This window comes from Macrococcus capreoli (assembly GCF_025628935.1).
GTDB lineage: Bacteria > Bacillota > Bacilli > Staphylococcales > Staphylococcaceae > Macrococcoides > Macrococcoides capreoli.
Genome location: NZ_JAOTIS010000003.1, coordinates 1 through 13,098, shown reverse-complemented (window position 1 = coordinate 13,098; position 13,098 = coordinate 1). Strand labels below are relative to the sequence as shown.

Genomic DNA, 13,098 nt, shown 5'->3' with positions numbered 1-13,098 from the left:
TCGCCTATGAAAAAAAGTACTTGGGTCGTAGGTTTTATGTTATTTGCAATATTTTTTGGAGCTGGAAATTTAATTTTTCCCCCTAATTTAGGCTTTACAAGTGGTCATTATTTTTGGCCTGCAATATTTGGATTTATTTTAACTGGAGTAGGCTTACCCTTACTAGGCATTATCATTGGTTCATTAGATGAAGCTGGATATAAAGGTGTTTTACATAAAATTAATCCGATTTTTGGTGTTGTGTTTTTATCTGCTGTCTATTTAACAATCGGGCCATTATTTGCTATTCCAAGAACAGGTGCGACATCTTATGAAATGGCAGTATTGCCATTTTTAAGCAAGGGTCCATCTGCAATGTCATTGTTTATTTTCACTTTAATATTCTTTGGCATTACATTATGGTTAGCAATTAATCCGTCTAAAATGGTTGATAGAGTAGGTGCAATATTAACACCTGCATTATTAATTTCAATTCTGGCATTGGTTGTCGTTGGGATTACCTCATTATTAGGAACACATGCAGTTAAGGGTAATACAACAATGTATTCAAATATGAACACAAGTTTCTTTAATGGATTTACGAATGGTTATCAAACGATGGATGCCATAGCAGCTATTGCATTTTCTGTTATCGTAATTAATGCGATTAAAGATAAAGGTATAACGAAAGAAACAGGTTTATTCAAACAAACAGTGCTGGCAGGTATGATTGCTGCTATAGCATTAGGTTTCATTTATTTAACGTTAGGCTGGATTGGTAGTCATTATCATTTATCAAGTAGTCAACTTGCTGATATTAAACAGCATAATTTAGATTTAGGTACGTATATTTTAACGCATATTTCAAATGATGCATTTGGTATTTTCGGTAAATTACTGATCGGTATTATCGTAAGTCTGGCGTGTTTAACGACTTCAACAGGGTTAGTCGTGGCAGTGAGTGAATACTTCCATGAAATTTATGGGCGTATTCCGTACAAAGTATATGCAATCGTGTTTACGATTTTTAGTTTTATATTAGCGAATCAAGGGTTAAAAGCAGTAATTGACAAGTCAATACCTGTATTAATGATTTTATATCCGATCGCAATGACATTAGTATTAATCATGTTAGTTGCAAAATTCGTTCCGACACCGATTATCGCGTTTCAAATACCAATTATTCTCGTAACGATTGTATCGGTTTTATCAGTAATCAGTTCATTATTTAAAACATTCACTTTTATGAACGCATTACCGTTAAAAGCACAATCAATGGAATGGTTATTGTTTGCAATCATTGGCTATATTATTGGTTACATCGTCGGAATAAAACAAGAGAACATAAAATATCAATAATAAAAAGACTCGAGGAATGAAAACGATCACTCCTCGAGTCTTTTTATTATATATTAGTTTGTCGTTGATTTTGCTGGATTTGTAATAATTGTTGTTTTAAATCTTGTTCCATTTTTCCAAGTTCAATCTCTGCAGCACGACGTTTTTCTGAACCTTGCTGTTGAATCGATAAAGTTTCTTTAATTGTATCTACTATATTTTGCTGTGTAATTTTTAATGTTTCTAATTCGACAATGCCGCGTTCATTCTCCTGCGCTGTCCTAATTGTATTCATCTTCAGCATTTCTGAGTTTTTAAGTAGCAGTTCATTTGTCGTATTAGTTACTTGTTGTTGTGCTTTTGAAGCTTTTTGCTGATGTAATAAACTCATTGCGATTGCCATTTGATTTTTCCATAATGGAATACTTGTTAGGATAGAACTTTGAATTTTCTCAGCTAACGTTTGATTGACATCTTGAATCATACGAATTTGAGGCGCAGATTGTAATGTAATTTGACGTGATAATTTTAAGTCATAAATACGTTTATCTAAACGATTTAAATAATGTCTTAAATTATTTACATCCTGAACAGCCATTTGATCATTTGATGATAGGGCAAGCTGTTCGAGTTCTGGTAACATAACAGATTGAATTTCATCGCGTTTTTCTTCAGCTGCAATGATAAGCATATCTAATGCTTCAAAGTAAGCTTTATTCTCATCATACAGACGATCGAGCATATGAACATCTCTTAATAAGACATCTTTTGAATTTTGGAGTTGTACCGAGATACGGTCGATTTGACCTGACACAGATTGATAACGTGAAATCAGTTCATTCACCGATTTAGAGACACGTTTAAATAAGCGTTTTATTGTATTTTTTTCGGCTTGTGTAATTTCATCAGGGTCGACTTCTTTTAATTTTTTCATTAACTGGTCTAAACTATCACCAATGGAACCGACATCTTTCTTTTGTACTTCATCTAATATTTGATGTGAGAATACTGACAATTTTTGTTGTGCACTTGCACCATATAACAATAAATTTTCATTATCAAGTGGTTTTATTTGTAACTTGATTTGATTTATTTTTTCGCGCTTTTCAGGTGATATTGTTTCAGTTTGAAATGTTGTCGTCATTTGCTTATTGTTTTTAACGATTTGTTGACCTTCTGTCACTTCAAAAGGGTTAGCAATTAAATCATTAATGCGTTCTTGTTCATTCATATTCATGTGTCCTTTCAACGATTGGTTCTTTATGTTGTGAACGGTTAAATTTAACCGGTATTTCTAGTTTTTGTGATAAATATTTATGGTGGTTCGCTTCGTTAATACGTGATGAATCGGTGTTTTCTTTCATTGCATTGTTGCTGTTTGATTTGTTTAATGCTGCAATGTCAATTTCTACTTTCATTTGTTCATAGTCTGCAGAATTTAATGCTTTTAAATCAGCTTGTAATGTACGCTTTAATTCTTCTAGTGTTAATTGTGCATTATATAATAATTGTTTGTCCTGTTGCGTCTTATGTGGCATGCGAGATAAGTATAAAAATTGATCCAGTAAATTCACAGTATTTTCAAGATGTGAAAAGAAAAAACTACCTACTTTAAAAAATTTTTTAGGATCTTTCTGAACTGCTTTATAAATAGTACGTGCCAATTTATTAATTTCATTGACATTGCGAAAATCATTGATTGAACGTACTTTTTTATATTGAATCAATAAATGTTTAATTTTCGGTTCTGCTTGTTTCATTTCTTTACGAATATATTTATATTCCTGTTTTGTAATGCCCATTGCTTTTAAATATTTATTACCTGTTGTCGTTTGTATGGGTAGATATGCACTGAAATAACCAGCAATCATGACTAACATATCAATCCACATATCAAAGTGGAAAAATTGCATACTGATAAAGCCGGTGATCATTGCGATAGGTACTGCAAAAATTGCACCAAATATATAAGATGCATTATATTTCATATCATCATGTCCTTTAACTATATCGATTTAAATTGATTGAACGTTTGTAACGGTATCTCGATAATCTCATATGATGCAACACGGGACATCGGAGAAGCACCACGCAGTACGTTTTCTGTAAAATGATTGAGTGCCGATTCTGAGCCTGTCGCAAAAATTTCTACATAATCATTTACATTTTGAACTGTCCCCGTCACGTTAAACTTAATAGCATGTTGTACTGTGTAAAAACGAAAACCTACGCCTTGAACATGGCCATAAACTTTTAGATGGAGTGATTTCATCTTGTGTCACCTCTATCTATTATTATATGTAAAATAGATAAAATTACCTAATAAATCGCTTTTCTAAGCCGATTTACTTGAAAATAATATTTAAACAGAACATAATATTTTCATACGAGGTGAGAGTAATGTACGAGATTATTACGATTAGAGCAGATTATGAAGGTTGGTGGCTTTTTGAAGGCTATAGAGATCAAGCAACTGATATTCAAACATTTGAATTATTGTATGACGCGCAACGTTATTACCAACAGCAAATCAACACGTTAAGAGCAAGATTTTGTAATGAAATTACAGGTCAGTATTATATCCATGCTTTTTATAATAATTGTGAGATTGAATTTTGCGAAGCATGTGATGAAGATGTTCAAATATTTCATAGCGTAATTTTCTTAAATGATGGTGTTGTATATCCATACGAATTAATATAGCATTAATTTACTATATCATATTGAATCGTATTCATTTAATTACATATATTACAGCAAAGTAAATTTTGTGAAATGTTTTTAATTTACAGAATATTGTATTGCTTTATGAATAACGGTATTTTATAATAATTTATAGCAATATGAATTACACATATTGAATTTTTATAGTGTGGAGGTTTCTAATTATGAAACAAGGTACAGTAAAATGGTTTAACGCAGAAAAAGGATTTGGATTCATTGAAATCGAAGGAGAAAACGACGTATTCGTACACTTCTCAGCGATTAATCAAGAAGGATACAAATCATTAGAAGAAGGACAAGCAGTGGAATTCGAAGTGGTTGAAGGCGACCGTGGACCACAAGCTGCAAACGTTGTAAAATTATAATTTTAATGCAAGAAATTATATATGCACGTTAGAAGGACACCCTGGAAATTCCAGGGTGTCCTTCTTTTTTATAATATTTCATTAGCGATTAAATGATCCGGCGATTGTCTTTTAATAACTTTACGAACGCCTTTGTCAGACACAAAGACAACTGCCGGTTTAAGCATTTGATTGTAATTTGAAGCCATTGAATAATGGTATGCTCCAGTTGATTTCACACAAAGTGTATCACCGCTTTTAATTGATTGAGGTAAGCTGATATTACGTGCGATAATATCACCTGATTCACACAGCTTACCGGCAACAGTAACGGTTTCAAGTTCGTGTTCTTCGCGATCAACGAGTTCAACTTCATACTGTGCATTATAAAGTGCTGTTCTGATATGATCACTCATTCCACCATCGATTGAAATATATTTATTAATTCCAGGTATCGATTTTATGGTCCCCACTTCATAAAGCGTCATACCCGCTTCGCCAACAATAGAACGACCAGGTTCTAACGAAATTTCAGGGATAGGGTAATCATGACTTTCACATGTTGCTATCAATGTCTCTGTAATGGATTTAATGCCATCTTCAATCGGATAACTGATGTCGTCTGATGTGTAGCGAATACTAAAACCACCGCCGATATTCAATACTTTAATATCAATTTGATGTTCTTTTAACCACTGAATTACGATTTGAATCGTTTCTATTGTGCCGGTTGATTCAAAAATTTGAGACCCGATATGAAAATGGATGCCATGAAATTCAATGTTTGAAGATGCGATAATTTGCTGTATGCCTTGAAGCGCAAGTCCGTGTTTTATACTTAATCCGAACTTACTATCTTCCTGACCTGTCTGAATGAATTCATGTGTGTGTGCTTCTACGCCAGGGTTAACACGAAGTACTGCTTTTACGGATTTACCTTGTTGATTCGCAATATCATTAATGCGTTCAATTTCATCTAATGCATCTATTACAAAGTATTCTACGCCCGCTTCAATAGCATACTGAATTTCACGTTTTGTTTTATTATTACCGTGAAAGTGAATGCGACCAGGATTAAATTGTGCTGTAAGCGCGGTAAATAACTCACCTTCAGAAACAACATCTAATCCCATATTTTCTTCCTGCATAAGTTTAAATAGCTGAATAGAAGTAAATGCTTTTGATGCATAAGATATTGTATAGTTTAAACCGGATTGTTGAAGCGCTGTATGAAATCTACGACATTGATTTCTAATCAATGCTTCATCATATACAAATAGGGGTGTCCCATATTTATTTTTAATATCAATCAGTGAATGACCATGTAATGTCATTACACCATTTTCTCTCGTTATATTCATGCTGTAACCTCCGTAAGTAAAGTATGATGGTTCAATGCAGATAATTGTTCTGAATTTGCGCCGACACCTTTAAATGTATATTCATCGATGCGCATAGCTTCATGATAAATATAGACTGTATCATTAGGTTGAACGGTTTCATCGACTTCGACGAACATATGACTCATCATGAGCGCTTTAATTGGATATCTTTTCCCGTTAATCATGCAATCATGCTTTGCGCGTGTTCTAAGGATACCGTCGCCATATCCGATAGCAATAACTGCAAGGCGTGTGTCTTTGAGTGCAGTAAACGCAAAACTATATCCTGCAGATTCATCTTGTTTGATTTTTCTTATTTGTATCACATGACTTGAAATGCGTAGCGCTTGTTCAGTAGTGGAAGGCGGTAAACTTGCATAAGGACGGGCACCAAATAATATGATACCGAGTCGTAAGTGCGTATGTGCATCTAATAATCCTTCTTCACGCATATAACTGGCACTATTTTGTGCATGAATCACCTCAAAATTATGTAATGCTGTTAAATGATGCACTACATCCAGCCATGTTTGGCGTTCATGGTGATAGTCATCGACTTCAAATTCGTCGGCATAACCGAAATGCGTCCATAATCCTTTAATATGCATATTACTTTCACTTACCTGATAGTGTTGAATGAAAGCTTGCAAGCACTTTAAAGTTTTAAAGCCGGAGCGATGTAATAGATTTTCAAATTCGAGATGAACAGTGATGCCGTCAAGGTTATGCTTATATTGTTCATAGAATTCAGGTGAGGGAAGTGTCATTTCAATGTTATACGCTCTTAATGTATCGAATTCAGTCGTTGGATTCATTAAGAAGATATTACAATCTGCCTTGAGGCGTCTGATCATTATAGCCTCCTCAAGGCTTGTTGTACTAAAGTAGTTAATGCCACATGCTGTCATACAATCCATTGTAAATTCCAGTCCGAAATTGTATGCGTTATTCTTGATAACTGCGATAACAGGGTAATCTTTGATGACATTGCGGATATTTTCAGTGAATCGTGTTTTATTGATTTCCCATTTTGCGCTCATGTTCGTAACTCCTCACTAATGATAAGTAATAGTTGATACCATTGATTAATACTTTCTCATCAAAATTAAATTGATTGTGATGTAAGCCATGGATGTAACCTTTGTCCTTATTGCGACAACCCAGAAAGACGAAATACGTTGGCGCAACTTTAGCATAAAATGAAAAATCCTCACCGAACAAATAGGGTAGATCGTTATGAACGGGTGTTATCTGCGCATCATTGATGGCACTGATGACGCGTTGTTCTAAAGTTTCATGATTGATTGTCGGAGGATAACCTTCAGTGAAAGCAACCTCTACCTGGCAGCCCGTTGTCATTGCAATACCCTTTGCCATTTCAGTCATTTTTGTTTTTACGATATCCAAATCATGCGCACTATATGTTCTAATCGTGCCTTCTAAATAACCCGTCGATGGGACAGTGTTAATCGCTTCACCGGCATTAAACTTACCAATATGTACTATATTTCTATTGAGCCCTGGTAAATAGAATTGTTGCAGCGTACTCACTTGATTGAGTATTTGGATTAACGCATTACTTGCAGCATAACCTTGTTCTTTATTCGCAACATGTGCGCTCTTTCCATCAATGTAAAAGCGATATTCTGTTGCACTCGCAGTAATTTCATTACTGCGATAAGCAATTTCACCTTCTGGGTTATCGGGCATCATATGAATACCGTATATCGCTTGAATGTTATATGGGCTAAAGTCAAAATTTCGAATGAGTAAATTTGCGCCGGCATTTGCTTCTTCAGATGGCTGGAAAATGAACATGTAATTATAGTGAAGCGAATGTTGTTCACTTAACTGTTTCACTTCTTTCATCAGTGCGAGTAGCATTGTCGTATGACCATCATGACCACAAGCATGCATAACATTGGGTACATTTGATTTGAAGGATACGTCATTGTGCTCATCGATTGGTAAAGCATCAATGTCAGCACGAAAAGCAATCGTCTGTTCAGCATTTCCTCTAATGAATGCAATGACACCAGTGTCAAGCGGCGTAAAGTACTCAACATTTAGCTTTTCTAAATGATCAATAATAAAACGTGTCGTTTCATATTCCTGTAAACTGAGTTCAGGATGTTGATGCAAATGTCTTCTTATATCAGTTATTTCTTCAATACATACCATTGTTTCACCTCAAATACTTTTGATAAAAAGAAAAGCTGATAATTATCAGCTTTAAACTATTGATTGAGTTGTCTTAATGCAGATACAATCTCTATTTTTGAACCTTCAACTTCAGATGCTTGTTTAATGACGCGCGCAGGGACGCCTGCAACAACAGTACCAGCAGGGACGTCTTCCGTAACGATACTCCCTGCTGCAACAACTGCACCACGTCCGACACGTACACCTTCTAATATCACAGCGTTGGCACCGATTAATACATCATCTTCAATAACAACCGGATCTGCACTTGGGGGTTCAATAACACCAGCAAGCACAGCACCAGCACCGACATGGACATTCTTACCAGTCGTTGCACGGCCGCCTAATACTGCGTTCATATCAATCATTGTGCCTTCTCCGACAACAGCACCGATATTGATTGTCGCACCCATCATAACAACCGCATTATCTTCAATGACCGCATGTTCACGAATGAATGCACCTGGCTCGATACGTGCATTGATATAACGTTGGTCAATTAATGGAATGGCCGAATTACGTCGGTCATATTCCACTTCAACATCTGTTATATTTGCTTCGTGACGCTCGTAAAATGCTTCCCAGTCTGCTAAATCACCAAATATCGTTTTAGATTGACTGCAGCCAAATACTTTTAATGTATCAGGGAAAGTTATATCGTCAAAATGACCATTGGCATATACTTTTACAGGTGTTTGTTTTTTGGATTCACTTATATATTGAATAATTTCTTGTGCAGTTAAATCTCTCATTGTTTGACCTCCATTTTCTCTTTTCTTCGATTCTTTTGATGAGTTAAATTATAGATTATCAAATGTAAAATAACCGTTTGGTTGATTGATCAATTTTTCTGCAACATCAATTGCCCCATTTGCAAAGATATCTTTACTTTGTGCACGATGAATAATTTGAATTGTTTCATCGTGTCCTGCAAATAATACTTCGTGTTCTCCCGTAATCGTACCTCCACGCACGACGCTAATACCTACGTCATCTGCCTCACGCGCTTTATCTACATTTGTACGATCGGTTACTGGATGTAGCTTCCTTTTTTTCTGGATGGCATCGAGCAGTTTCACTAATGTACCACTTGGTCCATCCACTTTCTTGTTATGATGACGTTCAATGAGTTCAATATCATAATCTTGTAATAGGGGCACTGCATATTGAATGAGTTCAGTTAGTATATGCACACCATAACTCATGTTTGCACTAAAGAAAACAGGTACACTGTTAGCTTTAGTCTTTAAGCTTTGAATGATTTCTTCTTTTTTTCCTGTTGTAGCGATTACAAGTGGTATATTAACTTCACTTTGAATCAGCGGTAATGTTATTGCTGGATTCGAAAAATCAATAATAACATCTACATCAGGAATTGTTTCATTGACTAAATAGGTTGGATAAGGATATGACTTATCCGTTTTACGAGATAGTATGATACCAGATATTTCATGACCACGAGCATTTGCTAAATGTGCAACACGTTCATTCATTGCACCGTATCCTGCGAGTAATATTTTCAATTAGATCACCTGACTTTTGAATTGTTGATATACACTTTTAATATGCTGCTGCTCTTCATCTAATAATGGAACAAGTGGTAAGCGTAGCTCACCATTCGCAAAGCCGATTTGTGTGACAAGTGCTTTAATCGGCATTGGATTAATGTCTACAGATAAAGCATTCAGTAGGGGGTTAATCGCATTAAATTGCTGCTCTGCTAATGACTGTTCTGTTTTGAATGTTGTATAAATTTGCTGGAATTCTTTCGGAATCGCATTTGCAATCACTGAGATTACCCCGTCGCCCCCTGCAGCATAAAATGGAATGATAATATCATCATTGCCACAATAAAGTTTGAAGGCTTCAGGCACACGTGACTTCACAGCACGCGTATAGTCTAAATCACCGGTTGCATCTTTTAATGCATAGATATATGGATGTTGAGCAAGTATTTCCACAGTTTCCGGTTCAATCGTCATATTTGTTCGACTTGGAACATTATAGAGTACTACTGGTAACTGTACTTTGTCTGCGATGGTTGTAAAGTGTTGGATTAAGCCACGTTGATTCGTTTTATTATAGTAGGGTGTAATCAGCATAATGCCATCTGCACCTAATGCTTTTACCTTTAATGAATGATCGATGGTTGCTTGAGTATTATTAGTGCCGGTCCCAACAATGATAGGCACTCGTTTGTTAGCAGTTCGTATCGCAATTTCAACGAGCTTTAGTTTTTCTTCTTCTGTTAAAGTTGAACCTTCTCCTGTCGTACCATTGACAAATATCGCTTGTATATCATTATCGATCAGAAATTGAATATGGCGTTCAAACGTTGCATAATCGACTTCATAATTTAGAAAGGGGGTCGTAATTGCAACTGCCGTGCCATTAAATTGTACTTGTGTCATATATAACACTCCTTGTATGAAATATAAACATTCTTTTATAGATGATTTTGCTGATGGATTTGTTCTAATATTTGAACGGCGTTTAGTGCAGCACCTTTTAATAAATTGTCGGCCGTACACCAAATGTGGAACGAATTCTCAAGTGATTCATCAACGCGAATTCTACCGACAAATACTTCATCTTTACCTGTTGCATGAATGGCAAGAGGGTATTGATTATGCTCAACATCATCTACTAATACAACGCCTTCAGTCTGTTCGAATAAAGAACGAATTGCTTCAACTGTTGCTGGTTTGTCTAACGTTACATTGATCGCAACAGAGTGTGAATCTTGTACCGGGACTCGAACGCACGTTGCAGTTACTTTTAAATCAGGTAAGTTCAAGATTTTTTTTGTTTCATCAATCATTTTCTGTTCTTCTTTTGTATAGCCAGTGGGCTGGAATACATCAATATGCGGTAATACGTTGTTATAAATAGGGTGAGGATAATTTGTAGGCGCTTCACCTTTTGCACCATTGATTAAATCATTACGACCGGCAACACCGCTACCTGATACGGCTTGATATGTTGTATATGCAACACGTTTAAGTCCGAAATGGTCTTGAAGCGGCTTTAAAGGAACAACGGACTGAATTGTAGAGCAGTTTGGATTTGCAATAATCTTTCTATTTAATTGTGGGTGATTCACTTCAGGTACAATTAAATCAATATCTTGTTCCATTCTGAAAGCGCTAGAGTTATCGATAACGATACTACCTGCTGCTTCGAATAGAGGTGAGTATTTGAGACTCGTTGTACCTCCAGCACTCATTAAGACGAAATCATACTTCTTGTTTGCTTTTTCTTCTGTTAATTCTTCTGTAATGTATTGCTTTCCTTGAAAGTCGATAGTTTTTCCTGCTGATCTCGCTGAAGTAAATAACGTTAAGCTGTCATAAGGGATATTTTTTCTTTCTATTACCTCAAGCATCTTTTGTCCAACTAGTCCTGTAGCACCGACGACTGCAATTTTATACATTAAGTAAACACTCCTTAAAATCATAATATTTTGATAATTAATACTATAGTATCCTTATGCTTTACTAAATTAAAGTGAAAATGGATGATCTAAATAATTTATATATTAAATTGCTGGCATAACGTCTGTACTGCACGTTCAGCGTTCTGCTCTGAAACGACAACCGAAATACTGATTTCGCTTGTTGAAACTTGATAATAAGCGATTTCAGATTCAATTAAAGTGGTAAATACTTTAGCTGCGACGCCACTCATATCTCTCATACCAGAACCGACAACTGAAACTTTAGCATAATGTGAAGTCGTTTCATGGAGCAGGGCAGGGTATGATTGTTTTAAGTCTTCAATGATGGTACTGATTTGTTGTTGTTCTGTATTTTTCATCGTAAATGAAAGCTGCATCCCATCATTATTTACAGTTTGCGATATCATATCAATATTGATTTGTTGTTGTTCTAAAGCACTGTAAATCGCTTTTAATACCTTGGCGTCATGCATTGGATAGGATAGTGTGATGTAATCCATATTTTTATCTAGTGCGATGCCTGTTACGGCTTTTCTTTCAATAATTTGTTCTGTTGGCATAATCCATGTTCCTTTCTCAGTCGATAATGTTTTTCCAGTATAAATGGGTGTATTATGGTTCAGTGCAATTTCAACACTTCTTGTCTCAAGAATGCCTGCACCAAGAGATGATAGTTCCATCATCTCTTCGAAGCTTAACTGATCAATCTTTTGTGTATCAGGATAAATACGTGGATCAGTACCATAAACACCTAATACGTCACTGTATATTTCACACGTCGCACCTAGACTTGATGCAAGGGCCACAGCTGTTGTGTCACTGCCCCCTCGACCGAGTGTCGTTAATTCATCGTTATTATTAATTCCCTGGAAACCTGCAATAATAATAATATCTTTCGTATTGAATAATTGATTGATTTTATCTGTATTGATGGTTTGGATTTTACTTTTTAAATGATGACCTTCAGTTTTTATACCAGCTTGTGCACCAGTTAGTGCGACTGCTTCAACTGAAATTTCCTGAAGAATGATTGAAAGATATGCAATCGTCTGTTGTTCACCAGTTGATAATAACATTGCCAGTGCACTATCTTTTGGTGATTTTGATAAAGTTGTCGCATTATTTAATAACTGATCGGTCGTTTTTCCCATGGCTGATACGACAACGACTAATTTTTCATGTTGTAAAGTACGTGATTTGAGGTATTCTGCGATAGCTTTGATTTTATCGAAGTCAGCCACTGAGCTACCGCCAAATTTTAATACTTTAATGTGTTGATTGTGATGATTCGTCTGAATCCTTGGTTCTGTTAACATTAATCCGCCTCCTGAAAGTAGGGGCATCACGACAACAAAAAAACAAGCCCAGAGACATCTGGACTTGTTAATCTATATACAAGCGATGCACTCCATTATTTTTCAATAATGACAAATCCATAGCTCTTAACCTGTGGATCCAACATAGTATTCACTGCAATAAATACTACATTTCGGCATCGCACCCTTTCAGTAATTCATTTGCAGAATTAACATTACTTACTCATGATTGATGCGCCTCATCTTTATTTATTAAGTTGATGATTTACATTCTACAGAAACATTTCTGAATTGTAAAGTGTTTTATAAATATTTAAAAAATATAGATTGCAGATAAACGTTTCAATTGCAAAAAA

At 35.5% G+C, this 13,098-nt stretch carries 14 protein-coding genes and 1 riboswitch; of the genes, 3 read left to right on the top strand and 11 right to left on the bottom strand.

The features are described from left to right. Positions 1 to 6: 6 nt before the first annotated feature. Positions 7 to 1,338: a branched-chain amino acid transport system II carrier protein gene (gene brnQ, locus OCL94_RS02900; protein WP_262994404.1), complete on the top strand. Its 1,332-nt coding sequence runs from the start codon at positions 7 to 9 to the stop codon at positions 1,336 to 1,338. Between the two features lie 46 nt (positions 1,339 to 1,384). On the opposite strand, the gene OCL94_RS02895 is transcribed toward brnQ, so the two are convergent. The 3 genes from OCL94_RS02895 to OCL94_RS02885 are packed head-to-tail and all read right to left on the bottom strand — an operon-like array spanning position 1,385 to position 3,589. Further along, positions 1,385 to 2,554 (bottom strand): toxic anion resistance protein, encoded by a 1,170-nt coding sequence (locus tag OCL94_RS02895; RefSeq protein ID WP_411268467.1) that lies wholly within the window; start codon positions 2,552 to 2,554, stop codon positions 1,385 to 1,387. Continuing rightward, positions 2,541 to 3,305: a 5-bromo-4-chloroindolyl phosphate hydrolysis family protein gene (locus OCL94_RS02890; RefSeq protein WP_262994400.1), complete on the bottom strand. Its 765-nt coding sequence runs from the start codon at positions 3,303 to 3,305 to the stop codon at positions 2,541 to 2,543. Before OCL94_RS02890 ends, OCL94_RS02895 begins: the two co-directional genes overlap by 14 nt. Positions 3,306 to 3,322: 17 nt before the next feature. Beyond that, positions 3,323 to 3,589, bottom strand: a complete 267-nt coding sequence (locus tag OCL94_RS02885) for an acylphosphatase (RefSeq protein WP_262994398.1) — start codon at positions 3,587 to 3,589, stop codon at positions 3,323 to 3,325. A gap of 128 nt (positions 3,590 to 3,717) precedes the next feature. On the opposite strand from OCL94_RS02885, the gene OCL94_RS02880 reads away from it, so the two are divergent. Both OCL94_RS02880 and cspA read left to right on the top strand, forming a co-directional pair. Continuing rightward, on the top strand, positions 3,718 to 4,020 hold the full coding sequence (locus tag OCL94_RS02880) for a DUF1033 family protein (protein WP_262994396.1): 303 nt from the start codon (positions 3,718 to 3,720) through the stop codon (positions 4,018 to 4,020). A gap of 185 nt (positions 4,021 to 4,205) precedes the next feature. Further along, positions 4,206 to 4,406 (top strand): cold shock protein CspA, encoded by a 201-nt coding sequence (cspA, locus tag OCL94_RS02875; protein WP_016912585.1) that lies wholly within the window; start codon positions 4,206 to 4,208, stop codon positions 4,404 to 4,406. Between the two features lie 68 nt (positions 4,407 to 4,474). On the opposite strand, the gene lysA is transcribed toward cspA, so the two are convergent. The 8 genes from lysA to OCL94_RS02835 all read right to left on the bottom strand — a co-directional run bounded on the left by lysA (position 4,475) and on the right by OCL94_RS02835 (position 12,742). Then, on the bottom strand, positions 4,475 to 5,746 hold the full coding sequence (lysA, locus tag OCL94_RS02870; protein WP_262994393.1) for a diaminopimelate decarboxylase: 1,272 nt from the start codon (positions 5,744 to 5,746) through the stop codon (positions 4,475 to 4,477). Beyond that, positions 5,743 to 6,807, bottom strand: coding sequence for an alanine racemase (locus OCL94_RS02865; RefSeq protein WP_262994391.1), 1,065 nt, complete (start codon positions 6,805 to 6,807; stop codon positions 5,743 to 5,745). Before OCL94_RS02865 ends, lysA begins: the two co-directional genes overlap by 4 nt. Next, entirely contained in the window at positions 6,782 to 7,948 is a 1,167-nt protein-coding gene (locus OCL94_RS02860; protein WP_262994389.1) for a M20 metallopeptidase family protein, read from the bottom strand. Before OCL94_RS02860 ends, OCL94_RS02865 begins: the two co-directional genes overlap by 26 nt. A 56-nt stretch (positions 7,949 to 8,004) precedes the next feature. Further along, a complete protein-coding gene (gene dapD, locus OCL94_RS02855; RefSeq protein ID WP_262994387.1) occupies positions 8,005 to 8,721 on the bottom strand; it encodes a 2,3,4,5-tetrahydropyridine-2,6-dicarboxylate N-acetyltransferase in 717 nt (238 codons plus the stop codon). 48 nt (positions 8,722 to 8,769) lie between these two features. Next, positions 8,770 to 9,492, bottom strand: a complete 723-nt coding sequence (gene dapB, locus OCL94_RS02850; protein ID WP_262994385.1) for a 4-hydroxy-tetrahydrodipicolinate reductase — start codon at positions 9,490 to 9,492, stop codon at positions 8,770 to 8,772. After that, the gene (gene dapA / locus OCL94_RS02845; RefSeq protein ID WP_262994383.1) at positions 9,493 to 10,380 is read right to left on the bottom strand and encodes a 4-hydroxy-tetrahydrodipicolinate synthase; all 888 of its coding nucleotides are present in this window, start codon (positions 10,378 to 10,380) and stop codon (positions 9,493 to 9,495) included. Between the two features lie 35 nt (positions 10,381 to 10,415). Continuing rightward, complete coding sequence (locus tag OCL94_RS02840; RefSeq protein WP_262994380.1) at positions 10,416 to 11,402, bottom strand: aspartate-semialdehyde dehydrogenase; 987 nt, start codon at positions 11,400 to 11,402, stop codon at positions 10,416 to 10,418. 98 nt (positions 11,403 to 11,500) lie between these two features. After that, complete coding sequence (locus tag OCL94_RS02835) at positions 11,501 to 12,742, bottom strand: aspartate kinase (RefSeq protein WP_262994379.1); 1,242 nt, start codon at positions 12,740 to 12,742, stop codon at positions 11,501 to 11,503. Positions 12,743 to 12,819: 77 nt separating this feature from the next. Beyond that, positions 12,820 to 12,993, bottom strand: a riboswitch (Lysine riboswitch). Between the last annotated feature and the right edge of the window lie 105 nt (positions 12,994 to 13,098).